19 protein-coding genes and 1 tRNA gene are annotated in these 25122 nt (G+C 61.4%); 12 read left to right on the top strand and 8 right to left on the bottom strand.

Going from position 1 to position 25122, the window contains the following annotated elements; genetic code table 11:
* The first annotated feature begins 304 nt into the window (after window positions 1-304).
* From ACXYL9_RS10095 to ACXYL9_RS10070, 6 genes are all read left to right on the top strand, one after another.
* Complete coding sequence (locus ACXYL9_RS10095) at window positions 305-3547, top strand: TonB-dependent receptor (RefSeq protein WP_459039367.1); 3243 nt, start codon at window positions 305-307, stop codon at window positions 3545-3547.
* Window positions 3548-3644: 97 nt separating this feature from the next.
* Complete coding sequence (locus ACXYL9_RS10090) at window positions 3645-4646, top strand: glycoside hydrolase family 16 protein (protein ID WP_459039366.1); 1002 nt, start codon at window positions 3645-3647, stop codon at window positions 4644-4646.
* A 2-nt stretch (window positions 4647-4648) separates the two neighbouring features.
* On the top strand, window positions 4649-5713 hold the full coding sequence (locus tag ACXYL9_RS10085; protein ID WP_459039365.1) for a LacI family DNA-binding transcriptional regulator: 1065 nt from the start codon (window positions 4649-4651) through the stop codon (window positions 5711-5713).
* Window positions 5706-6914 (top strand): MFS transporter, encoded by a 1209-nt coding sequence (locus tag ACXYL9_RS10080; RefSeq protein ID WP_459039364.1) that lies wholly within the window; start codon window positions 5706-5708, stop codon window positions 6912-6914. Before ACXYL9_RS10085 ends, ACXYL9_RS10080 begins: the two co-directional genes overlap by 8 nt.
* A 79-nt stretch (window positions 6915-6993) precedes the next feature.
* Window positions 6994-9381, top strand: a complete 2388-nt coding sequence (locus ACXYL9_RS10075) for a glycoside hydrolase family 3 protein (RefSeq protein ID WP_459039363.1) — start codon at window positions 6994-6996, stop codon at window positions 9379-9381.
* Window positions 9382-9491: 110 nt separating this feature from the next.
* Window positions 9492-11078, top strand: coding sequence for a sodium/sugar symporter (locus ACXYL9_RS10070; protein ID WP_459039362.1), 1587 nt, complete (start codon window positions 9492-9494; stop codon window positions 11076-11078).
* Window positions 11079-11093: 15 nt separating this feature from the next.
* On the opposite strand, the gene ACXYL9_RS10065 is transcribed toward ACXYL9_RS10070, so the two are convergent.
* The gene (locus ACXYL9_RS10065) at window positions 11094-11579 is read right to left on the bottom strand and encodes a lasso peptide biosynthesis B2 protein (protein ID WP_459039361.1); all 486 of its coding nucleotides are present in this window, start codon (window positions 11577-11579) and stop codon (window positions 11094-11096) included.
* Between the two features lie 215 nt (window positions 11580-11794).
* On the opposite strand from ACXYL9_RS10065, the gene ACXYL9_RS10060 reads away from it, so the two are divergent.
* A complete protein-coding gene (locus ACXYL9_RS10060) occupies window positions 11795-12316 on the top strand; it encodes a hypothetical protein (RefSeq protein WP_459039360.1) in 522 nt (173 codons plus the stop codon).
* Between the two features lie 26 nt (window positions 12317-12342).
* On the opposite strand, the gene ACXYL9_RS10055 is transcribed toward ACXYL9_RS10060, so the two are convergent.
* Window positions 12343-14430: a toll/interleukin-1 receptor domain-containing protein gene (locus ACXYL9_RS10055; RefSeq protein ID WP_459039359.1), complete on the bottom strand. Its 2088-nt coding sequence runs from the start codon at window positions 14428-14430 to the stop codon at window positions 12343-12345.
* A gap of 219 nt (window positions 14431-14649) precedes the next feature.
* Window positions 14650-14726 (bottom strand) — tRNA-Pro (locus ACXYL9_RS10050).
* 211 nt (window positions 14727-14937) lie between these two features.
* Between ACXYL9_RS10050 and yajC the strand changes: the two genes are divergently transcribed.
* Genes yajC through secF form a run of 3 tightly spaced genes read left to right on the top strand, consistent with a single transcriptional unit; the run spans window position 14938 to window position 17863 of the window.
* Complete coding sequence (gene yajC, locus ACXYL9_RS10045; protein ID WP_459039358.1) at window positions 14938-15258, top strand: preprotein translocase subunit YajC; 321 nt, start codon at window positions 14938-14940, stop codon at window positions 15256-15258.
* A gap of 14 nt (window positions 15259-15272) precedes the next feature.
* Complete coding sequence (gene secD / locus ACXYL9_RS10040) at window positions 15273-16871, top strand: protein translocase subunit SecD (RefSeq protein WP_459039357.1); 1599 nt, start codon at window positions 15273-15275, stop codon at window positions 16869-16871.
* An 11-nt stretch (window positions 16872-16882) separates the two neighbouring features.
* Entirely contained in the window at window positions 16883-17863 is a 981-nt protein-coding gene (secF, locus tag ACXYL9_RS10035) for a protein translocase subunit SecF (protein WP_459039356.1), read from the top strand.
* Window positions 17864-17868: 5 nt separating this feature from the next.
* Here secF and ACXYL9_RS10030 read toward each other — a convergent pair whose 3' ends face one another.
* Complete coding sequence (locus ACXYL9_RS10030; RefSeq protein WP_459039355.1) at window positions 17869-19059, bottom strand: glycosyltransferase; 1191 nt, start codon at window positions 19057-19059, stop codon at window positions 17869-17871.
* Window positions 19059-19631, bottom strand: coding sequence for a helix-turn-helix transcriptional regulator (locus tag ACXYL9_RS10025; RefSeq protein WP_459039354.1), 573 nt, complete (start codon window positions 19629-19631; stop codon window positions 19059-19061). Before ACXYL9_RS10025 ends, ACXYL9_RS10030 begins: the two co-directional genes overlap by 1 nt.
* A gap of 97 nt (window positions 19632-19728) precedes the next feature.
* Between ACXYL9_RS10025 and ACXYL9_RS10020 the strand changes: the two genes are divergently transcribed.
* Window positions 19729-20202 carry a DUF6456 domain-containing protein gene (locus ACXYL9_RS10020; protein WP_459039353.1) on the top strand — a complete coding sequence of 158 codons (474 nt, stop codon included), beginning with the start codon at window positions 19729-19731 and terminating at the stop codon, window positions 20200-20202.
* A gap of 15 nt (window positions 20203-20217) precedes the next feature.
* Here ACXYL9_RS10020 and ACXYL9_RS10015 read toward each other — a convergent pair whose 3' ends face one another.
* The 3 genes from ACXYL9_RS10015 to ACXYL9_RS10005 form a co-directional block, all read right to left on the bottom strand.
* Window positions 20218-20844: a uracil-DNA glycosylase family protein gene (locus tag ACXYL9_RS10015; RefSeq protein ID WP_459039352.1), complete on the bottom strand. Its 627-nt coding sequence runs from the start codon at window positions 20842-20844 to the stop codon at window positions 20218-20220.
* Complete coding sequence (locus tag ACXYL9_RS10010) at window positions 20811-22610, bottom strand: ABC-F family ATP-binding cassette domain-containing protein (RefSeq protein WP_459039351.1); 1800 nt, start codon at window positions 22608-22610, stop codon at window positions 20811-20813. The genes ACXYL9_RS10015 and ACXYL9_RS10010 overlap by 34 nt, the downstream gene beginning before the upstream one ends.
* 61 nt (window positions 22611-22671) lie before the next feature.
* Complete coding sequence (locus ACXYL9_RS10005) at window positions 22672-24228, bottom strand: amidohydrolase family protein (RefSeq protein WP_459039350.1); 1557 nt, start codon at window positions 24226-24228, stop codon at window positions 22672-22674.
* A 121-nt stretch (window positions 24229-24349) separates the two neighbouring features.
* Here ACXYL9_RS10005 and ACXYL9_RS10000 point away from each other — a divergent pair, with 121 nt between their 5' ends.
* On the top strand, window positions 24350-25084 hold the full coding sequence (locus tag ACXYL9_RS10000; protein ID WP_459039349.1) for an SIMPL domain-containing protein: 735 nt from the start codon (window positions 24350-24352) through the stop codon (window positions 25082-25084).
* Window positions 25085-25122: the final 38 nt, after the last annotated feature.

Raw genomic sequence — 25122 nt, 5'->3', positions numbered from 1 at the left:
ATCGCGCCATCCACGGTGCTGCAATCGACCCCTTGGCCTTTCTCGCAACCCGATTGTGGCTAGCATGCAACAAATCTGTTGTGAACGTTCATTATGCGGGTTGTGAACGATAACAATTGCGGGTAATGCACAATAGACGAAACGCATACGAATGCGGTTTTCGTGGGGGCCCGGGCGCTGAAACGGCGCAGGGTGGATGCTTTAGGGGAGAATGGCATTGTCACGCCGTACCATCGAATCGAATTCTGTTTCGCGCCGCGTTTTGGCGCTCGGTACTGCTTCCAGTATCGCCCTGTGCGCGACCATGGCGCAACCAGTCATGGCGCAGGACGAGGACGAGGAAACCGCGGCCGAAGAGGCACCGGCCGCCGAGAACATCATCACAGTCCAAGGCTTCCGCGCCTCGCTTGAAAGTGCGCAGAGCCTCAAGCAAAACGCGGATACATTTGTCGACGCGATCACTGCCGAGGATATCGGCGCGCTACCCGATCGCTCGGTCGCCGAATCTCTCCAGCGCGTGCCCGGCGTCAATATCGGCCGGTTCGAGAAATCATCCGATCCTGACCGTTTTTCGGTCGAAGGCACGGGCGTCATTATCCGCGGTCTGCCGTTCGTCCGCTCGGAACTGAACGGACGCGACATCTTCTCCGCCAATGGCGGCCGCGTGCTCAGCTTTAACGACGTCTCGCCCGAGCTTCTCGGCCGCGTCGAAGTGTTCAAGAACGTCACTGCCGACATGATCGACGGCGGCATCGCCGGCACGGTCAACCTGGTGACCCGCAAGCCGCTCGATACCAGCGGTCTCAAGATCGCCGGGACGATCGAGGCCACGGTAGGCGATCTGGCCGACGAATGGTCACCGGGCTTTTCGGGGCTTATCTCCAACACTTTCGACACCGGTGTCGGGACGTTCGGACTGCAGTTAGGCTATGCGCGGTCCGAGCTTGTCTCGCGTACCGATGCTTCTCAGCTGACCGATCCTTGCTATCGCGACGCCTCGCTCACCGGTGGCTGTTTCCGGACGACCTCGGTGTTCTCCGATGGCGTTGGCACGCCGACCGGCTTTGACGAGACGAACTTCCCGCCTGCCAATACGGTAATCGCGCCCAAGGGTGCGGGCGTTCGTACGACGCGTCTCGAACGCGACCGCGAGGCGATTTCCGGTGTGTTCCAATTTGAAAGTCTCGATGGCCGCTTTCTGCTTACCGCAGAGTATCTGAAGGCCAACACGACATTCAAGACCGATGAATATGCTATCCTGGCGCTGGTCAATGACGACGCGCTGTTCCCCGTCCCGCGGGCTGGCGAGACATGGCAGTTCGACAGCAACGGTGTGTTCCAGAGCGGCATCCTGACGCAGAATGTCGGCAATGCCTACGCCACGCCCTTCGGTCTCGGCGGAATCCCCACTGAATCATTGCGTTTCCAGCGGGAAGCCGATGCGGATACCGAAGATTTCTCGATCGACCTCGATTTCGAGGCGACCGATCGCCTGCGCTTCAATTTCGAAGCCCAGCACATCAGTTCAAACCTGACCCGCGACTCGATCATCGGTGTGATGAGCACCTGGTCAGATATCTCGATCGATAACACCGGCAAGACGCCGCAGGTCCAGTTCCTCGCCCCTCCGGGCGCGCCGGCCGACTACTTCTCTAGCGGTTTCTACAATTCCTACTGGTTCTTGCTCGACAGCCGCGAACGCAATGACGGCGATCTCGACAGCGTACGTCTGGATGCCGAATACGACATCAGCGATGAAGGCTTCTTCAAGAAGGCACGCTTCGGTGTTCGCTGGGCCGATCGTGAGCGGACTACCCGCGACACCGCCTTCAGCACTTGGGGCAACCTTTCGGCTGTTTGGGCTGGTCGCGCCGGCTGTGCGCCGTGGGGTGAAGGTGCCGGCTGTTTCCAGGGTCCGGGTCCTTATGTGCCTGACTGGTCAGGATTCACGCCGGGCCGCTTCTACACCGGATTGCCGGGGCAAGAGTTTGCCATCGCCGGTGGTGCCTTCGTTGATGACTTCCCGAACTACTCGCAAATCCGCAGCCCGTTTGCCGATGGTTTCCAGCGCGGCAATGCGCCGACACCTATCGAAAACGGCGCATCCTATTTCTATGGCGGTGATGATTTCCTCGGCGAATATCTGAGCGGCGAAACGCTGCGTCAGGCGCAAGAGATCAACGATTTCTCGATCACGCCGAACCGGTTCGTCAGTGTCAGCGGACGCAGTTACACCGATCCGGTAACCGGGGCCCAGACGCCTTGCGATCCGTTCTGCCCGCCCGAGATTTCCGATGTCGGCGAAGCCACCAAGGCGGTTTATGGCCGGGTCGATTTCGGCACCGAATTTTCCGGCGGGATGACGCTGCAGGGCAATGTCGGCCTTCGGTATGTCCACACCAAGGTCAAGCGCGACGGCCTGATTGGCTTCCCGCAGACATTCGTGTTCGACGACGTTTCGCAAGGGGGCAATGGCGACGGGGTCGTGCAACCTGCGGAAGTGACGCAGGCTTGCGCCAACTTCCCGATCATGAACCCGGGAATTCCGGCACCAGCCTATTGCCAACTCAATCCGACCCGGCTCGCTGCATTCGCGTCGGCGTTCACCAACGATACCTTCCGATCCAATACAGATGTCACTTACGATCACTTCCTGCCGAGCTTCAATGCCAAGCTCGATGTCGGTGACGGCCTGCTGTTCCGGTTCGCGGTGTCCAAGGGCATATCGCGACCTGACCTGAGCCAGTTTTCGCAGGCCGGGGTGATCGGTGACAACACTGGCACGCTGCTGTCGCAAGGCACGTTGGATACAGGCACGTTGTTCGCGTTGAGCACCGGCAGCACCTCGCTGCGACCGGTCGAATCGTGGAGCTACGATATCTCGGCGGAATGGTATTTCGACGATGTTGGCTCGCTGACCGCGAACTTCTTCCTGAAGGACATCACCGGGATCGTTGCCAACGGCTTGCAAGTGGTCAACTTCACCGGCGACCAGGGCGCATCGCTCGATGTCGACCTGAACAGTCCGTCCAACCAGTTGAGTGGCACGCTGAAAGGGTTCGAGGTCACACACCAGCAGACCTATGACTTCCTGCCAGGCTTCCTCGATGGGCTCGGGTCGCAGCTGACCTACACCTATGTCGATGGTGGCGCATTCCAGAATGTGGACCTTGCCAATAACACCGGCCTGTTCTCCACATCCCAGCCGCTGGCAGGGATTTCGGAGCACACGTTCAACGCGACGGTCTTCTACGAGAAAGGCCCGCTGGCCATGCGTGCCGCCTATAACTGGCGGTCGGACTTCCTTATCACTCCGCGCGACGACATCTTCCCGTTCTCGCCGATCTGGCAGGAATCCAGCGGACAGCTCGATGCGTCGATCTTCTATGCGGTGACCGACAACATCAAGCTCGGTGTTCAGGGCGTGAACCTGCTCGATACGGTAACGCGGACGAGCCAGGTGGTCGATTTCGAAGGCACGCGGATCACAAGGTCGGCGTTCCGAAACGATCGCCGCTTCTCGTTCCTCGCGCGGTTCGATTTCTGAAGCGATGCGATAAAGTAGCTAGCATCTACGGGCTCTTGCATCTCGCAAGGGCCCGTTTTTGCGTATAGGGCCCGCGGGCCAGTGCCAGGGGGAAACGATGATCCAACGTATTGCGACGCAGATGTTTTTTGTTGCGGCAGTGCTTGGCTGTGCGCCGCAAGCCGCGCCCGGCAACGCGGGCACCGCTTCGGAACCAGTTCCCCAGCTGGTTGATGCCGGTTGGGATCTGGTCTGGTCCGATGAATTTGACGGCACTGCCATCGATCGTACGAATTGGGATTTTGACATCAACTGCTGGGGCGGCGGGAATGACGAGCGCCAATGCTACACCGATAGCACCCGCAACGCTTCCATCGAAAACGGCGCGCTTGTCATCACCGCCCGCAAGGAGACCACCACAGGTCCGGCGCTGCCGCAGCATATGCGCGCCAACGCCGCCAATCCTTCGGCGACGGCCAGCAAGCCGTTTTCGAGCGCGCGAATGGTCACGCGTGGCAAGGCGGCATGGAAATACGGCAAGATTGAAGTGCGGGCGCGCCTGCCGCAGGGGCAGGGCACGTGGCCGGCAATATGGATGCTGCCCGAAGACGACGCCTATGGCAGGTGGGCGCGTTCGGGCGAGATCGATATCCTGGAAGCTGTCAATCTTGGTGTCCAATGTCCTCGCAGCAAGGGCTGCGAGGAGGGCGGAGAGAACACCATTCTCGGCACGTTGCACTTTGGTGGTGCGTGGCCTGACAATGACCTCGCCAGCACTGAAATCAGCTATCCCGCTGTGCTCGATGGTGAATATCATACCTACGGACTGTTGTGGGGCGAGGGCGTGTTCGTCTGGACCGTCGATGGTACGCCCTTCGCCATCAAGCGTGCAGCCGACTGGTTCACCACCTCCAGCGACGATCCCAATGCGCCGTTCGACCAGCGCTTCCACCTGATCCTTAACCTCGCCATTGGAGGTGGCCTGCCTGAAGAGCGTGCCTTGGGCGGTGTCGACGAAACAGGCTTTCCCAAGCTGATGTCAGTCGATTGGGTTCGTGTCTGGCAATGCGGCCAAGATCGCGATAGGGGCACCGCCTGCATTCTCGGCGAGGACAAATAGGCATGGCCCGAAGGCGCCAGTCAGTAACTATCAAGCACGTAGCGGCAGATGCTGGTGTTTCGTTGCAGACCGTCAGTCGTGTTATCAATGACGGTCCCAATGTCCGGCCCGAGATGCGGAAACGGGTGCAGGCGTCGATTGACCGGCTCGGCTATGTGCCGTCGCTTGCCGCGCAACGCATGAGCGGCTCGCGCTCCTATCTGATCTTGGCACTCAATGATCGCGAACGGACGATCGCGGAATGGGAGGCACGGCAGGGCAGCGACTGGGTCGACCAGATGTTGTTCGGCGGAATGTTGACCGCCGGCAAGCATGGTTATCGATTGATGTTCGAGCTCATCGATACCCACGCCGACCATATCGAGCGCGAACTGGGCGCAGCGCTGGCAGCGGTCCAACCCGATGGCGTTATCCTGACCCCGCCGCACTCGGAAAATGCCACACTGATCGAACTGCTCGATCGTGAAAACATTCCGTTCGCCCGGATCGGCTCGCGCAACAAGGGCGCGGGCATCGCGTTGACCATGGACGACGATGGTCATGCCAGGCTGGCCACTGAATATCTTGCCAGCATCGGGCATCAGCGCATCGGATTTATCGCAGGTAGTCCCGAATATTCGCTGAGTCGTTGGCGGGTCGAGGGCTGGCGCGAGGCTATGAAGGCGGCGAGGCTGGCGACCGATGACCTGCTGGCCGCTGGCGATTTCACCTATGCTTCGGGCGAGGAAGCAGCGAGGCAATTGCTGTCGCAAGACCCGCCCCCAACCGCGATCATCGCCAGCAGCGACCAGATGGCACTGGCTACGCTCGATATCGCGAGGGAGCTTGATATTGCGGTACCCGAACAACTGTCGATCATCAGCTTCGACAATACACCGGTGACGAATTTTACCCGTCCGACATTGACCGCCATTGACCAGCCAATCGCCAAGACCACCTCGCGCGCAGTCGAACTGTTGATTGAAGCGGGGCGCAAAGGCGCGATTCCCGATGCTCCAGTGAATGTTTCGGGGCGCTTGATCGAGCGTGGATCGACGGCACCACCACCCTCAGCCGGGAATGGCTGACGGCTCGCGGCAATCGACGCGGTTCCTGCTGCTCTATGCGCTCGCAGTGGCAGGAGGGGCGGTCGCCTATGTGCCTTTCCTGACTGTCCTGCTGCCCGTGAGGGTTACGACCCTTGCTGGCGAAGCGGATGTAACATGGCTGGCCTATCTGACGCTTGGCGGCGCCACCATGGCAAGCCTCGCCAATGTGACATTTGGCTGGCTCAGCGATCGCAGCCACTCACGCTTGCCGTGGGTGCTGGCCGGGCTTGCCCTGTCGAGCATCTTCCTTGTCATGATCCCGCGGGCGCAGGGTTTTGCCAGCTTGATAGTTTTCATCATGGCTTGGCAGGTCGGGCTCAACATGATGCTGGCGCCGCTGGCCGCCTGGGCTGGCGATTGCATTCCCGATCGCCAGAAGGGCTTGCTTGGCGGACTGCTCGCTTTCGCTCCGGCCTTAGGCGCCGCTTCGGGCGCGCTAGTGACTATTCCCGGGCTTGCCGATCCCAATTCGCGGCTGGTGATGGTCGCCTTGCTGGTTGCAGCAATGGTGTTGCCGGTGGTTATTTTCGGCCGACCTGCGCCCATGCCGCACCTGATGAAAGACGAGCCGCCGCAGCAAGATACCATGGTCGTTCCGCCAGAGCGCCTGAAGAGCCGGAGCGTAGTCAGCCGGATGTGGCTTGCGCGTCTGCTGGTCCAGATCGCCGAGGCGGCATTATTTGCCTATCTGCTGTTCTGGTTCCGATCGATCGATTCCAGTGTGCGGGACAGCGATATTGCCCGGATATTCGCCGCAGTGCTCGTGGTCGCCGTACCGCTCGCCATTGCCATCGGGCGCTGGTCCGACCGGCATGAGAGGCCGATCTTGCCGCTGGCCATCAGCGCAGGCCTGTCCGCGGCAGGTTTGCTGGCGATGGCGATAGCCCCTTCGCTGACCTACGCCACGGTCGGCTACGTCCTGTTCGGCCTTGCGGCGACGATCTTCCTGTCGCTCCATACCGGCCAGACCTTGCGTGTGCTGCCACGGCCCAGCCGCCGGGGCCGAGACCTGGGCCTTTTTAACCTGACCAACACAGTGCCGTCTCTCATCATGCCATGGTTGACCCTAGCACTTGTGCCGGTCTTCGGTTTCTCTGGTTTGTTCTGGCTTCTGGCTGGCCTGGCCGCCTTGGCCAGCTTGTTGCTGGCGAGCATCCCCCGACCAGCGACCGCGCAGTAGAATATTGCAGCTTGCAATTCGACACGGGCTTTGTAACGTTGAGAACGTTCCCAAAGGGATCGTAAGGGGGAGATGCTTAGTGCGCCGTCAATGGCTTGTCGCTGCTGGTTCGATTTTGGCAATGGCGGGGTGCGCGCCACCTGCGGAGTTGCAGACCGCCGCATCGAAGGCGGCAACTGCTATTGTTCCCGCTTCGGCCCAGGATGCGCAGATCGCGGATATTCTGGCGCGGATGAGTGTGGAGCGCAAAGTCGCCCAGCTGATCATGCCGGACATTGGCTCAATCACGCCGGACGATGTCGAGAAGTATCGCTTCGGCACGATCCTCAACGGCGGTAATTCGGGACCGTATGGCAACGACTTCGCGCCTGCGCAGGACTGGCTGAAGCTGGCCGACGAATTCTGGATAGCCTCGACCAAGCCGCTCGCAAACGGCGAGCCGGTGATCCCGGCAATCTGGGGCACTGATGCTGTGCATGGCCATGCCAATGTCATCGGCGCGACGATCTTTCCGCACAACATCGCGCTCGGCGCGACGGGGGACGCAGACCTGATCCAGCGGATCGGAGCCGCCACCGCGACCGAGATCGAGGTCACCGGTATCGACTGGACCTTTGCTCCCACCGTCGCCGTTGCGCGCGATGATCGTTGGGGTAGGACCTATGAAAGTTATTCTGAAAATCCCGAGCTTGTGGCGAGGATGGGCGTGGCCATGGTCAAGGGCCTGCAAGGCACGCCCGGCTCTGCCGATTTCTTGCGCGATGGACGGGTGATTGCCACGGCCAAGCATTTCTTCGGCGATGGCGGGACCGAACAGGGTGTCGACCAAGGCGAAGTGAATGGCGATATCGAGGATCTTAAGGCGATCCACGTCACGCCGTATCCGCCTGCGATAAACGCCGGGCTCGGCTCGGTCATGGCCAGTTTCAACTCGATCAATGGCAAGAAGATGCACGGCAATACCGCGCTGCTGACCGATCTGCTGCGCGATGAAATGCGCTTTGACGGACTGGTTGTCGGGGACTGGAACGGACACGGCCAGATCAAGGGCTGCACCAATACCGATTGTCCGCAGGCGCTGCTGGCGGGGCTTGATGTGTACATGGTGCCCGAGGACTGGAAGGCGCTTTACGAAACGACGCTGGCGCAGGTGCGCGACGGGACTATCCCGATGGCGCGGCTCGATGAGGCGGTCGTCCGTGTCCTGCGCCTCAAACAGCGGGCCGGCATCCTTGGTGGCGAAGTCCAGCCTTCGATGCGCGCCAATGCCGGTGACTGGGCCAAGCTTGGCTCGCCAAGCCATCGCGCAATTGCCCGCGAAGCCGTCGCCAAGTCGATGATCATCCTCAAGAACAATGGCGTCCTGCCGCTCAAGAAGGGTGCAAAAATCGCCGTCACCGGTGCGGCAGCGGATAGTATCGCCCAGCAATCCGGCGGTTGGACCATCACCTGGCAAGGTGGCGGCGAATTGACCAATGCCGACTTCCCGGGCGCCACTTCGATCCTTGCCGGAATCCGCGAAGTAGCCAAGGCGCAGGGCAACACTGTTGTCCATACCGAAGACGGAGTAGTTGGCCTCGTCACCAAGCCTGACGTGGCAGTCGTCGTCTTTGGCGAGAAACCCTATGCCGAATTTGTCGGTGACCGTAAGGATCTGGCCTTTCGCGACGAGGAGGGCCTTGCCCTGTTGCGCGATTTCCGCGCTCGCGACATTCCGACCGTCGCGGTGTTCCTTTCGGGGCGGCCCTTGTGGGTCAACCGCGAACTCAATGCCGCCGACGCATTCGTGGCCGCATGGCTGCCGGGCAGTGAAGGTGCAGGTGTTGCCGACATATTGTTTGGCAAGATGCCAGCGTCTGGCCAGTTGTCATTCTCGTGGCCCGCCGGTTGTGACGGCGCGCCGCTGAATGGACCCGAGGGGGCACTGTTTGCCTATGGCTACAGCCGGAAGCTCGGTGACACGACACCGCTTGGGACGGTGAGCGAGGAATGCACGGCGCTGACGGCGGGCGGCCAGTCTGACTGGTTTGCTGCCGGACGTCTGGCCGACCGGGTCAAGGCGCTGTCCAAGGGCACTGAGCTGCCTGATTTGCGCGGCGAAGCGGGCGGGATCGTCGCTCGCGGCATTGATCGCAACGCTCAGGAGGACGCGCGCCAGATAACCTTTGGACCGTCCACCGCGCTCGACCTGAGCGGCCCGCAAGGCGGCAATGCCATTCGCATCACTTATGCCGTCAACGCACGGCCAGCCGGCCCGGTCATCCTTGCCGCCGGCGGTAGCACTTTCGACGTGACCCAGGCGCTGTCGGTTGCCGAGGGCAAAGGCTGGCGCGAAATGGTGCTGACGCCTGCGTGTCTGCCGAGCCTGGGCAACAGCCTGACAATCCGGTCGCAGGCGCCCTTCGTGCTGCAAGTAGCCAGTATCTCGCAGGACAGCGCAGACGAAGATGCCGAGTGCTCGTTTTGAATACGCATTCGAATGTGCATGGACGGTCCGGACGCGGGCGCTAGAAAAGACGAGATAAGAAATACGGGCGCGGATCCGGGAAGACCGCGACCCTTGGGAGGGGATAAATCGTGACACTCGAAACGATCGATATCGTGATCATCGCGGTATATGCGGTGGCGCTGCTTGGCATCGCGCTCTTGGTCAGCCGCGAGCCCAAGGGGCACGCCAAGAATACCGAGGACTATTTCCTCGCCGGTCGCGCGCTGCCGTGGTGGGCCATCGGTGCATCGCTTATCGCCTCCAATATCTCGGCCGAGCAAATCATCGGCCAGTCGGGCCAGGGTTTCGCGGTGGGTGTCGCAATCGCAGCCTATGAATGGCAGGCCGCGATCGTCCTGATCATCGTCGCCAAGTACTTCCTGCCGATCTTCCTCAAGCGCAAGATCTACACCATGCCGCAGTTTCTCGAGCAGCGGTATGGCGAAGGCGTGAAGACGATGATGAGCGTATTCTGGGTCGCGCTCTACACCGCCGTCAACCTCACTACGGTGCTGTGGCTGGGCGGCCTCGCGGTGACATCGCTCACGGGCTGGAGCGTGATGAGCGCGATGTTGGCCCTGGCTGGCTTCGCGGTTCTGTATTCGCTGTATGGCGGCCTCAAGGCCGTGGCGCTCACCGATATCATCCAGGTTGTCATCCTGATCATCGGCGGACTTGCTATCACCTGGATCGCGCTCGATGCGCTACCCGGTGCCGACGGTCCGGTTGCGGGCTTCGGCTACTTGATGCAGGAAATGCCCGGCCACTTCGAGATGATCCTCGATGAAAACCATCCGGCTTACGGCGATTTGCCGGGAATCTGGACTCTGCTGGGCGGACTGTGGGTGCTCCACTTCAGCTACTGGGGATTCAACCAGTACATCATCCAGCGGGCCCTGGGCGCCGAAAGCCTCGGCGAAGCGCAAAAGGGCCTGGCCTTTGCCGCGTTCCTGAAGGTGCTGGTGCCATTCATCGTGGTTGTCCCCGGCATTGCCGCCGTCATCCTTGCACAGAACGGCATGCTCGACGGCGCTGCGCTGGCCGAGAAATCGGACCGGACCTACGGCGAGCTGATGAGCTTCGCACCGGCCGGCCTGCGCGGCCTCGTGTTTGCGGCTCTGATCGCTGCGGTCGTTTCTTCGCTGGCATCGATGATGAACTCGATCTCCACCATTTTCACGATGGATTTGTATCGCGCCTACAAGCCGGCTGAGAACGAGAAGCACTATGTCCGGGTTGGCCGGGTTTCCGCATTCGTGGCGATGGGCCTCGCCCTGGTGCTGGCCCAGCCATTCATCGGCGGGTACGAAAGCGGCTTCCAGACGGTGCAGGAATATACCGGCTTCATCGCCCCGGGCATCGTGGTGGTGTTCCTGCTCGGCTTCTTCGACAAGCGGATGAATACGGCAGGCGCATTCACCGCCCTGATCGGTTCGATTGTCGTCAATGTAGCGCTGAAGTTCGGTATGCCGGATGTCCCCTTCATCATCCGCATCTGGGGCGTATTCATGCTCTCGATCGTCGCCGCTGCGGTCGTCTCGCGCATGACGGGCGCACCCGATGAAGAGCGCACGGTGAAGCTGGGCGACATCGCCTTCGCCACCACCATGCTGTTCAACACGCTGGCGATGATCGTCGTGGCCATGTTGGTGGGGCTGTATGTCTGGCTCTGGTAGGGCGGCTTGCGCAGCCTACTGACGCGGCGGGGTGACGAAGCTGGCGACGATCCGGTGATCGGGTGACACCGGGCCGCCGGTGACGATACGATTTCCGGCCACGATCCAGGCATGGGCCTCCATGGGTGCGTCCTGCGGTCGGCTCTTGCCCAGGCCGAAATGGACGACATGTGGAACCCCGCCAAGCCTTAGCATTGTGCTAGCGGCCATCGCTTGCGGCAGGCAGATCGATTGCCACGGCGTGACGGTGGCACTTGCGCGCACGGCACGGCCGATCGACCTGGCGCGCTGGTCTTGTTCGGGCGAAATAGCTGGTGCGGCGATACCCTGCGGCGCCGTTGATCCAAGCATTGCGGCATGGCGACGGAAGGGCAGGCCGAGGATCGCCGCGCGCGAGATGCCGAGCAACACCAGCGCCACGGGCACCAGCAGTTTCTCGGCCGCGCTGTATTCGCGTGCACCAGTCCATTTGCGGCGGAGCCAGGCCAAGCGTGTTTTCATCGCCATGTCTCAAGCCCTTACGCAATTGCGCCGGTCGAGGCGAGGGGGCTTGTCGGCGTGGGCGGGAGAATCCTCGCTCGCCCGCAGGCCTAGACGCAATCTGGTCCTTCAGTTATGTTTTACTTCTCGGGTTCGCTTAATTCTGTTCGTGACGTCGGGTTTATTCCCTTCGCCGGCGCACGAGCATTTGCGAATTCAGGGATAGGAGAATTATCTTGGGCAAACCTCCTAAACAAGACCGCACTCTCGAACTTAAATGTACGCCTCACAAGGCCGCAAGTGGTGGTTGGCGGATCGAATGGGAAGAGACAGGCTCCAATCCGAACATGCCGAACATGGTCGACAAGGATGGCAATATCGATCTGAAGAAAATGCCTAACCAGGCCAAGTTCACCAACAGGATTGACATCACCATCACCCTCGACACGTCAGCAATGATGGCGCTCAATCCCCCGGTAACCGGCTCATGGTCGACGCAATCGGACGGTAAGGTCGGCAGCTTCTGCTGGTTCGGTGCGGACGAGAACGGGCATTATGATCCGGCGAAACCGATCACCGTTCCCGATCTACTGCCCAGGCGCGTGAGTGATACCGTCATGGTCATTGACGATCAGCGGGAACTATCAGGCCCAGCCTACGGGTTTGCGCTTTCTGTCGAACTTGGCGGCGGAGAGAACGGCAAGATCACCATCGATCCGATGCTCAGCAGCAAAGGCGTCGGCGGAGACGGCAGGTAAGGCAGGAAACGACGTACCGATCACGATCACCGCAGTTTCTCTCGTATATAGGCAGGGTGGCGATCACCCTGCCTGTCGAGCGCGACAGCCTGTTGCTGCGCATCCTTGTTCCGCCCAAGCCGCTTCAGCAAAATGAATTGGTCGCGCCTGGCATAGCCGGGGCGATTGGCCGCTTCAGCCGAGACAATTGCCAGTCCCTTGCGCCAATGGGCGCGGGCTTCGTCCTCGCGACCGAGGGCGAGCAAAGCGTCACCGGCCAAAAGATGGGCTTGGGCTGACTGATCTTTTAGTCCGGCAGACTTGTATTCCTTGTTTTGCTTGGCCCGTTGAATAACTGTTCTTGCCCGAGCTAGAGCGGTATCTGGATCGCCAACGGCCAGGGCCAGCCGTGCCTCTTTCGTATCCAGAGCTGAGCGGAAACCGACAGACCAAATCTTGTTCGTAGAATCGGCCGAGGTCATGCGGTCCAGCGCGGCAGTGGCGCGGTCATGCATTGCCGCGCTCTTTGCAAGTGTGCCGGCGTAGAACAGGTTGTCGATTTGCGCCTGCAGTGCGCCTAATTCGGTTTCCTGCCATTCGGTATCGGCCGGTTCGATGCTGCGCAGTTCCTTCATCAACTCCATCGAGATATCGATCGCCTCGAACGCGCCTTCAACACGGCCGGCAGTCAGTTCCAAATTCCCCATGTGCTGCCATGCAACTGCCAGTCGGTATTTCGCCGCAGTGTTGGTGGGCTCTTTCTTGAGCAGCTTGGCGTACACACCAATTTCGCGCTGATGGAGCAACCGCGAGCCCCGAAAGTTGCCCAGTTGGAAGCGGACCATGCCAAGCCAGTTTTGCGCGATACCTAGCTCGAGCTGGCGGGAGGCGTCGTATTTCTCCTTTGCGGCGATGGACTGGACCATTTCCAGACCCTTCGCAAAGGCAGGTTCGGCATCGGCAAACCGCCCTTCGGTATACAGCATCACACCCAGGTTGGTCTCGGCATAGAACAGTTCCGTCTGCCACTCGGCTTTTCCAGGTTCGAGCGCCACCAGTCGGTCAGCCAGCTTCTTGTACTCGATGAAGCGCCTTTCCGCTTCTTTGGTGTCGCCGCGCTCGTAGGCAACATAGCCTACCCAGAACTCGCTTTGCGCGTGATCGTATACTCGCTGGGGATTGTCGGGATCGCGTTCCAGTAATTCGGCCGTGGTAGCAGCTGCCTGTCTGAAGGCTTCCAGCCCGGCCGCGCTGTCGCCGCGAATATTGCGGATTTCGCCAACCAGGTGCAGCGCGCGACTGCGTCGGCCAAGTGAATCGGCGTCGAGATTTCCCGGCTTTTGTCCGGCGTAGTATGCGAGGGCACGCTGCCCGACGACGTCGAGCGCATCGAGCCTCCCGACCGGCTCGAGCTTTTCGCGAAGGTCTGTCAGCATGAACTCGACCAGGCCATCGGCCTCGGCGCGCTGGCGGTCGGCCTCGTTGCGGGCCTGCACCGCCACCAGTGCGAGGCCGCTCATGACGATAGCCAGCGCCAGCGACGCGCCGACCATAATCCGCGTGCGGATAATCCGTCGCCGCTCGTCGCGTTGTACCAGTTCGTCCAGTCCCACTCCCAGCATCGCGGCAGCCAGCTTCAACCGTGCACCGCGCTTGCCGTCCCCGCTCACGCGGGCATCGGCGGCGAGGGGCGCATCGACCGGTTCGTCGGTTATCGACAGGTCGACAGCCACCTTGTGTGTCAGCGCTTTGGGGAAACACTCCAATCCTTCAACGCCCGGCTCACCATCGACGATGAGCGACAGGATCTTGGACGGATTGCGGTGCGTCTTGAACCAGGCGATCTCGTGGTTGACCCACTGTGACTGCGCCGATTCCGGCGAGCAGACAACGATCAGGAATTCCGATGAGGCGAGGGCGCGGCTAACGGCCTCGCCGATGCTGGCTCCGGCGGCTTCTTCTTCACGGTCCTTGAACAGGGGTTGCAAGCGGGGCGGAACGGGGCCGTATTCGCCATCCTTGCCGACCAACCCGGCAGGAACGCGAAATGTCTCGATCGACCGGTGAAGCCAGTTTCCCCACTCGGCATTGGCCCAGCTGTAGCTGATAAACGCCTTGTATCGGAAATCCGCCATACTCCGCCCCCTGCGCTTCACGCCGGGGCAGGTTTCGTCGCGGCGAGAACCAGCCTGGGCGCGACTACCGCAGACAGCCTACCCGACGGCAGGATTTACGCAAGTGTATGAAGATGAAGGCCAGATTTGCCACTACGCCGTCGAGCAAGGACCCAAACCTGAATCGCGAGTCATGGGGATCCGCCGCGGGCGGTTGATGGTTCTGACGATTGAGTCCACTGGTCGGGAAGACAGGATTCGAACCTGCGACCCCCACACCCCCAGTGTGATGCGCTACCAGGCTGCGCTACTTCCCGAGCAGTGGAGGCGCGCCTATAGGATTGCCTTCGCTGCGTTGCAAGCGCGCTGATGCGTTCATTCGATGCGCATTCGCGTTGCCCAATGGCACCACTCTTGCTAGGCGGCGCGGCAATTCGGTTGCGTAGGCTTGGCGCGGGCGCACCGCCGCCCCATCTGCCAGTCCACGTCGCCTTTAGGGGTCACGCTTTTCCGCAAGGTATTTTGTTAATGATCGATCTACTTTCTGCCGCCGCAGCGGGGTCACCGCCGCCTTTTTATGTCCAGATACTGCCTTTCGTGGGCATGGCGCTGATCTTCTGGTTCCTGATTATCCGTCCGCAGATGAAGCGGCAGAAGGAGCATCAGGCCAAGGTCACCGGGCTGAAGAAGGGCGACAAGGTCGTCACCGCCGGTGGACTGGTCGGCAAGATCGTCAAGGTGGACGAGCATTATTGTGATATCGACCTCGGGCAGGGTACGCGCGTCAAGGCGGTCAAGTCGACCATTGGCGATGTTATCCCTCCCGGCGGCGACGCAGCAAACGACTGACGGAGCCGGCGACAATGCTCGATTTTTCGACCTGGAAGAAGACCTGGCTGTGGGGGCTGACCGTGCTGGTCATGCTCGCCGCATTGCCGTCACTCGTTTCGACCACCTCGGTCCGCTGGCCCGAGGCTCTGCCCGACCCGACCGTCAATCTCGGGCTCGACCTTGCCGGTGGCAGCCACATCCTGCTCGAGGCCGAAACCGAGCAGGTCGCAGGCCAGCGGCTTGAGAATATGGAAGAAGCGGTGCGCAACACGATGCGCAACGCATCGCCAGCTATCCGCATCGGCGATGTCTCGACCGCCAATGGCCGGCTGAGCTTCCTGCTCGACGATCCCGGCCAGGTCGATCGCGCGCGCGAGCTCTTGACCCCGCTGCTCAATGGCGAAGGCCTGACCCGCGAATGGGAATTGAGCCTCATCGATACCAGCCGCGTGGTCCTGACGCCTACCCAGGCGGGTCTCGAGCAGGCCGTGGCCGACGCCATGGACAGCGCGACCGAGGTGGTGCGCAAGCGTATTGACGAACTCGGCACGCGCGAGCCGACCATCATTCGCCAGGGCGATGCCCGTATCGTGGTGCAGGTGCCCGGCTTGCAGGACCCCGACCAACTCAAGGATTTGCTCGGCCAGACTGCCAAGCTCGAATTCAAGATGGTCGACGAGACCGCGCTTCCGGCCGACCTGCAGCAAGGCATCGCGCCTCCGGGAAGCCAGATCTTCCCATACGCTGCGGGTAGCGATTTTGCCGGCACACCAGTCGCCGTGCGGCGGCTGGGCGGCATCAAGGGCGACACGCTGATCGGGGCGCAGCAAAGCTTCGATCCGCAGACCAACGAGCCTGTCGTCAATATCCAGTTCGACCAGCAGGGGGGGCAGCGCTTTGCCCAGCTCTCGACCCAGAACGTGGGCAAGGCCTTTGCCATCATCCTCGATGATGAAGTCCTCTCCACCCCGTCCTTCCGCGAGCCGATCCTAGGCGGAAGCGCGCAGATATCGGGCAGCTTCACGGTCGACAGCGCCAATGCGCTGGCAATTTCCCTGCGATCCGGCGCTCTGCCGGTTGATCTCGCCATTGTCGAAGAACGCACGGTTGGACCCGACCTTGGTGCTGACTCGATCCGAAAGGGCCTGATCGCCATGGGCGTAGGCTCGCTGCTAGTGGTGGCGCTGATGATCTTCACCTACGGCCGGTTCGGGGTCTATGCCACTGTCGCCTTGATCATCAACGTCCTCATGATCCTGGGGATCATGGCGGTGATGAATACCACTTTGACACTGCCGGGCATCGCCGGGTTTGTGTTGACGATCGGCGCAGCGGTCGACGCAAACGTGCTCATCAACGAGCGTATCCGCGAAGAGCGAAAACGGGGAAGGCGGGTCATCGCCGCGGTCGAAACAGGCTACCAGGAAGCGAGTCGGGCGATCTATGATGCCAACGTGACGAACTTCATCGCCGGTGTGCTGCTGTTCCTGTTTGGCTCAGGGCCTATCCGCGGTTTTGCCGTGGTTTTGATCATCGGCCTGTTCACCAGCGTGTTCACCGCCGTTACGCTTAACCGCATGTGGGTCGCCGGCTGGCTGCGCAAAACGCGCCCCAGCGAGCTCTACGTATAAGGACCCGGACGATGAAACTGCTCAAGCTCGTCCCCGACGATACCAACATCAAGTTCCTCAAATGGCGCATGCCGTTCTACGTCGTAAGCTTGATTCTGATCGCTGCGAGTTGGGGCCTCGTATTCACCAACGGGTTGAATTACGGCGTCGACTTTGCCGGTGGCCAGGAGATCCGGGCCTCGTTCCAGGAAGGTGAAGTCGCCCCCGTGGCCGAGATCCGGTCCACCCTCACTTCTATCGAAGGCGTCGGTGATCCGGTCGTGCAGCGTTTCGGCGCGGAGCACGAGATTTCTATCCGGGTCAAACTGCCGCCCGAGGCCGAAGGGGACAAGGAGTTTGCCGATCAGCTTACTCGTGAGATCACCGAAGCCTTGCGCACCGCCCATCCGGAAGTCCGCATCGACGGGGTAGATTCCGTTTCGGGCAAAGTCTCCGGCGAGTTCCGTCAGACAGCACTTTATGCGCTGCTGGCTGCGATGGCCGCTATTTCGGTGTATATCTGGATCCGGTTCGAATGGCAGTTCGGCGTAGGCGCATTGTTCGCGCTGTTCCACGACGTTTCTCTGACCCTCGGCATGTTCGCGCTGTTCCAGCTTGAATTCAGCCTGCAGATCATCGCCGCCATCCTCGCCATCATCGGCTATTCGCTCAACGATACTATCGTTATTTACGACCGCATTCGCGAGAATCTGAAAAAATATCGCAAGATGCCGATCCCGGAACTGCTGGATCTTTCGGTCAATGAAACTCTGGCGCGGACGGTGATGACTTCGCTTACGCTGCTGGTGGCGCTGGTCCCGCTGCTGTTCTTCGGACCGGCCAGCCTGTTCGGCCTGACCGCGGCCATCACGCTGGGTATCTTCGTCGGTACCTACAGCTCGGTATACATGGCGGCGCCGATCCTGATCTGGCTAGGCGTGGATTCGCACAGCTTCGTGCCGACCGAGAGCGAGGCCGACAAGCAGGAAAAGATCGCCCGCGGCGAAGCCTGACCCGGTCAGCGCGCTTCGGCGATCAGGCCGGTGTAATATTTCGCCAGTCGGCTTGCGTGGACCGCCCAGTCGAAGTGTGCGGCCGCAGCCAGCGTGTCTTCGCGCCGGGGTGGATCGGCCAGCAGGCTGGCGATGCCATGCGCAATCGCCAGCGGCTCGCGCTCGACAATACGCCCGGCCGCTTTTGTGGTGATGACTTCACGTGCGCCCCCGGCATCGGTGACGACAATTGGCGTGCCGCAAGCCAGCGCCTCGACCCATGCGTTGGCGAGGCCTTCGCTAGCCGAGGGCAGGACCATCGCATTGGCCGCCGACAGCACCAACGGCATCAGATCATGGTCGAGCAGACCGAGAAAATGGACCCGCTGCTCGATCTGAGGACCCATCTGGCGGGTCAACGCCCGCAATCGCTCTTCATCTTGCCCCTTGCCGACCAGGAGCAGGCGAGCCTCGGGCAGTTCGCGCAAAGCACGGATTACCAGATCCTGCCCCTTACGTGGAATTAGCGCGCCAACGGTGACGAGCAACGGTTCCTCGTGACGCAGCGGCAGGCCCAGCTCCTGTGCCAGGCGCGGGCGCAAGGTCGGGTTCTGCAGCGGACGAAAACGATCCCGGTCGAGGCCGGTATAGTGGATTGCGATCTTGCTCTTCGGCAGCCCGATTTCGACCATGTCCCGGGCCAGCGCCTTGCACACGGCGAGGAGGCCGGTCGCGTAATCGGCGGCGCTACGCATCTGGCGGGCTGCGTAGGGCAGGGCGCCCCAGTGATGGATATCGGCTCCGCGTGCCTTGATCGAGAATGGCAGATCAAGTGCGCTGGCTATTCGCGCCACGGCTGGCCCATCGGGGTAGAAGAACTGCGCGTCGAGGAGGTCAAACGGCCGCTCGGCATGAAGTCGCCGGGCCAATGGCAGGACGGTGCGCGCGATTGCCGCAGGATTGAATCGTCCGCCGATCCGCGGGATCAGGCGAAAGGTGGGGCGATGGACCTCGACGCCGTTTTCGGAGCCGTCGACAGCAGACTGGGCCAAGGCGCGGTAGCGACCAAGGGCGAGCGGCGGGATGCCGATCGGGTTGATGACGACGACCTCGCAGTCGTCCCGTCTCGTCAAAGCCTCGAGCGAGCGGGCCACGAATGTACCGAAGCGCGGATTGGCCGCGTTGGGGTACAATGTGGAAAGCGACAAGATACGCATTACAGGCTGCGGACCAGCATTTCTGCAACGCCAATCCAGGGCGGGTCCTGCACCACTTCCTGTTTTTGTCCCATGCCGGGCGGTAACAGGCCGACCAGCGCGCCTTGCCGGTCAATCAATCTACCAAAGGCAAACCGGCCAGCCTTCTTGGGCACCAGCACGTCACGATTGATGGCGCTACTCGCCTGGTCTGGCGCAATCTGCCGCAGCCAGATTTGGTCGCCAGGCAGATAGGGACCGGTCGCGGCCTCGACTGTCAGCACCATCAGCGGTCCCTTGCCGCCGGTATCGGTCGGCAGCAGCGCGTCGCGCGGTTTGGCCAAAGCTTCGGGCCCGTCGCTTCCCAATGCAGCGACGATTTGCGGATGGTCTGCCTTGTCAGACCGGACCAGCATTTCGGGCTCGACTTCGAGCGCAGTCGCAATCCGGTCCATCCATTTTATCGATAGGTTGCGCATCCCGGTCTCGAGCCGACCAATCGTCTGAGCAGTAGTTGGCGGGTCGCAGGCTTCGGCGAGGTCGGCCAGTGTCATGCCCCGGTCTTTGCGAATGTCGCGGATTCGATTGATCATACATTTGCCTCGCTAACCGAATTGGTAAAATCTCTTTCCTACACGAACCTCATTTTGGCAAGCCCTGCACCGAAACGATTATGGGAGCGAGCTGCGAATGAAACGCGAACTGGTGGAAAAGGAACTGACCGAAGAAGGTCCGCGCAGGGGCGGCGGATCACAGCGCAAGCGGCGATCGGTCACCGTCAACATTGCCGAGAGCCCGCTGTCATGGCTCCACGCGAGGGGGCATCTCGATGATCGGCTGCTCGACGCGGGCGAGCGGTTGCGAGCCGACTATGAACGAGCGCAAGTATCGCCGAGCATGACGATGCGCTGGGAACCGGTGCGGGTGAAAGGCGGGCCCGATGCCGGCCTTTCGCCGACCGAACGCCAGCTTGCTGCCAAGGCGCGGTTTGACGGCGCTCTGGATCATGCGGGATCGGGGCTTTCGGATGTATTGTGGCGGGTCGTTTGTGCCTGCGAGAGCCTGCCGGATGCGGAGAAGGCGCTACGATGGCCGGCGCGTTCGGGCAAACTGGTGCTCAAATTGGCGCTCGACCGCGTGGCCGATTTCTATCGCATCAGCTGATGCGGGAAATTGTCGTCAGGACCGTGTTCCATGTGTTCCATCGTGTTGGGTTGCTGCGGCGACATGATCGCGCAGGACCGGCAGTATTTCCTCTTCGAACCACGGGTTCTTGCGCATCCAGATGGTGCTGCGCCAGGCCGGGTGAGGCAAGGGCAGGAAGTGCGGCAGGAACTCGCGGAACCGGCGGACACGCTCGGTCATCGACATCCGGCGGGTGTCCGGCAGATATTGGCTTTGCGCATAGGCTCCTACGAGCAGCGTCAGCCGGTCAGACGGGAGCACGTCGAGCACTCTTTCGTGCCATTGCGGCGCGCATTCGGGGCGGGGTGGCTTGTCGCCACCGCTGGCCTTGCCAGGATAACAGAACCCCATCGGGACCAGCGCCACCTGCTGCGGATCATACATTGTGGGCTTGTCGAGCCCAGTCCATTCTCGCAGCCGATCACCACTGGCATCGTCCCAGGGAATGCCACTCTCATGCACTTTCGATCCCGGAGCCTGGCCGATGATGAGAAGGCGCGCCGTCGAAGAGAATGACACAACCGGGCGCGGCGCATGGCCCAGCGCTCCGGCGCAGATGCGACAGGCCGCGATTTCGGCCTCCAACGTCACCCTTCGACCTGCTCCGCGATCTCCAGCCATCGTTCCTCGGCTACGTCCTTCTCCGCCCGGGCGTTCTCCACGCCCTTGGAGATATTGGCGAATTTTTGCGGATCGCTAGTGTAGAGATCGGGGTCTGACAGGATCGCTTCGCCCTTCTGGATCGCGGCTTCCAGTTCCTCGATCCGCGCGGGCAACAGCTCGTAATCGCGCTGGTCGCGGAAGGAAAGTTTGGTCGATTTGGGGGGCGGCGGCACAACCGTTGGCGCGGCTTTCGCTTCCTTCCTCGACTTGCCACCATTGGGACGGGCCCGTTTGGCCTGCCAGTCCTCATAGCCACCAGCCACGACATCGATCTTGCCGCTGCCGTCCAGGCCAAGGGTCAAAGTCACCGTGCGATCAAGGAAATCGCGATCATGGCTCACGATCAGGACAGTGCCCTCGTAATCGGCGATCACTTCCTGCAACAGGTCGAGCGTTTCGAGGTCGAGGTCGTTGGTCGGCTCGTCAAGTACCAGCAGGTTCGATTTGCGGGCGAATTCGCGCGCCAGCAACAAGCGCGACTTCTCGCCGCCCGACAATATGCCGACCTTGGTGTCGACGATTCCGGGGTCGAACAGGAACTCCTTGAGGTAGCCCTGAACATGTTTGCGGTCTCCGCGAACATCAATCCAGTCGCCGCCCTCGGCCAGCACCTGGCGCACGGTGATGTCGGGCTCCATCAGGCTGCGCTGCTGGTCAATCATTACCCCGGCCAGCGACCTCGCAATCTCTACGGTGCCACTGTCGGGTTCCAGTTCACCCGTGAGCATCTTGAGCAACGTGGTCTTGCCTGCGCCATTGGCGCCGACGATCCCGATCCGATCGCCTCGCTGGATACGCAGCGAGAACGGCTTGATCACGGCGCGGCCTTCGTAAGTCTTGCTGATCTTGTCCGCGACAATCACCGACTTCGACTTGAAGTCTTCCTCCACCACCAGCTTGAGCTTCGCCTGGCCGGAGGTGTCGATCATTGCTGCGCGGGCGGCGCGCATCTTGTGCAAGGCTTCGAGCCGGCCCTGGTTGCGCTTGCGCCGCGCTGTGACGCCGCGCTCGAGCCAGTGCGCTTCGAGCTTCAGTCTTGCATCGAGCTTCTGGGCCGTGCGGGCTTCCTCGGCATAGACCTGCGCTTCCCACGCCTCGTACCCGCCGAACCCGACCTCCTTGCGGCGGATGATGCCGCGGTCGAGCCAAAGGGTGGCCCGTGTCAGACGCTTGAGGAAGGTTCGATCGTGGCTGATGACGACGAAGGCGCCATTGTAACGCTCCAGCCAGCTTTCCAGCCACTCGATCGCGGAGAGGTCGAGATGGTTGGTCGGCTCGTCCATCAGCAAGAGGTCAGGATCCTGCGCGAGTGCGCGGGCGATCGCTGCCCGGCGCCGCTCGCCGCCGCTGGCCCCCCTGGTGTCGGTCGCCATGTCGATACCAAGTTGACCGGCAATCGCCTCGACCTCGTGCGGTTGCGGAGCGTTCTCGCCCGACAAGGCCCAGTCCATCAAGGTCGCATAGCCAGAAAAGTCGGGGTCCTGTTCGAGCGTCACGATGCGTGTGCCCGGCTTGATCTTGCGGATACCACGATCCGACTCGAGCCGGCCGTCGATCAGGCGAAACAGCGTCGTCTTGCCGACGCCGTTACGACCGATCAGCGCCAGCCTGTCGCGCGGGCCGATATGCAGGTCGAGATCTTCGCGATCCGGCCCGCCCAGCAGCCAGCGCCCGCCCTGTTGCAGGCCGAGACCTTCCCAGCTGAGTATCGGTGGCTGTGCCATAGGCCGGGGCAGGTAGGCGCGGGGGCGATCTCGTGCAAGCGTGCGGGTGCGCAAATGTCCGTTATTGCGAAGCCTTCTGCGCCGCTACCATCTGCGCCACATCCGCCAGCAGCGCCGGCGCGTCGTAAACGATGCCATCCTTGATGGTCCACCGCACACCGCCAACTGTTTCGAGCGTGTTGGTTTCACGGTTCAGCCGCCTGTGACCTGTCCCGTACAACACCTTGAGATTGGCCAGCGGATTTTCGGGCACTATTACCAGGTCGGCCAGCTTGCCTTCGCGGATCATGCCGAAGGGCGGCTCCTCGCACTTGGGATCGTAAATCTCGCGCGCGCCATTGATGGTGGCGGCTTGGATCACTTCCATCGGTGTCAGTCCGGCTTCGCGCAGCATTTCCAGTTCGGCGATATAGGCGAAACCCCAAGTCTGGTAGATATAGCCGGGATCCGAACCGGCGGTGACCCGGCCACCGGCATTCTTGAAATCGCGGGTGAGCGCAAACCACTTGGTGTAAAAGCGCTTCCACGCCGCTTCGTCCTCGCTCGTCCAGTCATGGTAGTAGCTACCGTGATTGGTCAGGCTCGGCGCATAAAACTTCATCAGCGAGGGTAGGGTGTAATCCTCGTGCCATTCCAGTGTGCGGGCCCGCATGACGTCGCGGCTGGCGGCGTAGATGTTGAAGGTCGGACTGAGCGTGACCCCGCTTTCAACCAGGAACTCGACATATTCGTCCCATGCCTCGCTTCCCGGCCCAACCGCTTGCGCTTCCAGTCGCGCGACCCATGCAAAGCGCGATTGTTCGTCGAGGTAATTATAGTCGGCAGGGTAATCCGGGGTGGTTCGATTATCGAGCAGGCTTTCGAAATGGCCGTAGAAATGGGTGACCCCGCCAAGGCCCAGCTCAACTGCCTTGCGCGCATTGACCTGTGCCACCCCGCGCTGGCCGAGATGAGCAACGGTGCCCAGATTATGCGCCTTGGCCTCATCGAGAATCGCGGCGAGCGTTGCCGGGTCTTCGGTGTTGAACAGCTTTACCCCGTCATAACCGCGCACTTTGGCCCAGCGCACCCAGTCGCGGCCCTTAGCGGGCGTCGTAACGGGACCGTTGGTCCAACTGCCGCCTGGTACGGTGTATGCGAACAGGCGGGGGGCCGTGATGGTGTTGGCCGCGCTGCGACGCTTTTGATCGAGCGATGGATCATCGGGCCCCCACCCAAAGCCTACCCCACGCACGCTGGTCACCCCGTGTGCCAGCCAGAGTTTGAATCCGTAGGACGGCTGCGGGGCCTTTTGTGGATCACCATTATGTCCATGCACATCGACGAACCCAGGCAGGACGAACATGTCCTTCGCTTCGATGATCCGGTCTGCCTTCATCGAACTTCCGCCGCGCGCGATGCGGGCAATGCGATTGCCTTCGACGAGGATGTCGACGGGCCCTTCGGGCGGTGCTCCCGTCCCGTCGATCATGGTCGCGCCCTTGATCAAGAGTGTGGAGTAGGGGCCCTCTCCTTCGCCGACGGGGCGTTCGGGAACGCGGTCCATAGCCTCTTGCGCGGCCGCAGGTGTCCATATGAACGCCAGCATCGCCAGAATTGCGGAACGAAAAATGATCATGGATATTCCCCTGTTACATGCTGCCTAAACCCCAGTGAGGGCGTTGAAAAGTGCTGCGCACCGGTTCAGCCACGCTTCACCGGCAGACTGGAAGAACGGGGTGCTATTGGAGGAAGACGATATGCGTACAATGCTGGCTCCCCTCGCATTGGCGGCGACCATGCTGCCTCTCACTTCGAACCCGCTGGCTGCGGCCGAAGTCACGATCAACGCTACAAACCCGGTCGTCGAATTGAGCATTTATGAAGAGGTCGAGGTTGAACCCGATATCGTCACTATTGGCGTAGGCGTGGTGACTGATGCGCCCACAGCGGTAGAAGCGCTGCGCCGCAATTCTGCGGAAATGCAGAAGGTCATCGACATGCTCAAGGCACGCGGGATTGCTGTCCGCGACATCCAGACCTCGCGCATCAGCCTTGACGCCCAATACGATTACGACCGCGAAAACCAGCGGCAGATCTTCCGCGCCTATCGCGCGTCGAACCAGGTCAGCGTCAAGCTTCGCGAGATCAAGCGTGCCGGCGAGTTGCTCGACGCATTGGTCAGCTCGGGTGCCACCGATATCCAGGGGCCGAGCTTCTCGATCGAGGATGACACAAAGGCCAAGGCAGTTGCTCGCCAGCGTGCGCTGGAGCGCGGCAAGGCCCAGGCGCAGGAATATGCGCGCTTCGCAGGGTATTCCGATGTTCGGCTGCTGCAGGTCGGGGAATCGATCCGCGGACCGGGCGGGCCAATCATGCAGGAAAAGGTCATGGTATCTGCGGCACGCATGGCGGATGCAAGCAATGCGCCGATCGAGCCAGGCATGGTCGGAACCGGTGTGAGTCTGCAAATGACCTTTGAAATGGTGCGTTGAAGCAGCAATTAGCTGAATGCCGCAGAATTGCGCCATTC

The sequence above is a fragment of the Qipengyuania sp. CAU 1752 genome (assembly GCF_054482615.1).
This window is presented reverse-complemented; position numbering and strand designations above follow the sequence as displayed.

Coding starts and splice junctions, on each gene's coding strand:
- ACXYL9_RS10095 (WP_459039367.1), top strand. CDS start 305: ATGGCGCAACCAGTCATGGCGCAGGACGAGGACGAGGAAACCGCGGCC.
- ACXYL9_RS10090 (WP_459039366.1), top strand. CDS start 3,645: ATGATCCAACGTATTGCGACGCAGATGTTTTTTGTTGCGGCAGTGCTT.
- ACXYL9_RS10085 (WP_459039365.1), top strand. CDS start 4,649: ATGGCCCGAAGGCGCCAGTCAGTAACTATCAAGCACGTAGCGGCAGAT.
- ACXYL9_RS10080 (WP_459039364.1), top strand. CDS start 5,706: ATGGCTGACGGCTCGCGGCAATCGACGCGGTTCCTGCTGCTCTATGCG.
- ACXYL9_RS10065 (WP_459039361.1), bottom strand. CDS start 11,579: ATGAAAACACGCTTGGCCTGGCTCCGCCGCAAATGGACTGGTGCACGC.
- ACXYL9_RS10055 (WP_459039359.1), bottom strand. CDS start 14,430: ATGGCGGATTTCCGATACAAGGCGTTTATCAGCTACAGCTGGGCCAAT.
- yajC (WP_459039358.1), top strand. CDS start 14,938: ATGATCGATCTACTTTCTGCCGCCGCAGCGGGGTCACCGCCGCCTTTT.
- secD (WP_459039357.1), top strand. CDS start 15,273: ATGCTCGATTTTTCGACCTGGAAGAAGACCTGGCTGTGGGGGCTGACC.
- secF (WP_459039356.1), top strand. CDS start 16,883: ATGAAACTGCTCAAGCTCGTCCCCGACGATACCAACATCAAGTTCCTC.
- ACXYL9_RS10030 (WP_459039355.1), bottom strand. CDS start 19,059: ATGCGTATCTTGTCGCTTTCCACATTGTACCCCAACGCGGCCAATCCG.
- ACXYL9_RS10025 (WP_459039354.1), bottom strand. CDS start 19,631: ATGATCAATCGAATCCGCGACATTCGCAAAGACCGGGGCATGACACTG.
- ACXYL9_RS10020 (WP_459039353.1), top strand. CDS start 19,729: ATGAAACGCGAACTGGTGGAAAAGGAACTGACCGAAGAAGGTCCGCGC.
- ACXYL9_RS10015 (WP_459039352.1), bottom strand. CDS start 20,844: ATGGCTGGAGATCGCGGAGCAGGTCGAAGGGTGACGTTGGAGGCCGAA.
- ACXYL9_RS10010 (WP_459039351.1), bottom strand. CDS start 22,610: ATGGCACAGCCACCGATACTCAGCTGGGAAGGTCTCGGCCTGCAACAG.
- ACXYL9_RS10005 (WP_459039350.1), bottom strand. CDS start 24,228: ATGATCATTTTTCGTTCCGCAATTCTGGCGATGCTGGCGTTCATATGG.
- ACXYL9_RS10000 (WP_459039349.1), top strand. CDS start 24,350: ATGCGTACAATGCTGGCTCCCCTCGCATTGGCGGCGACCATGCTGCCT.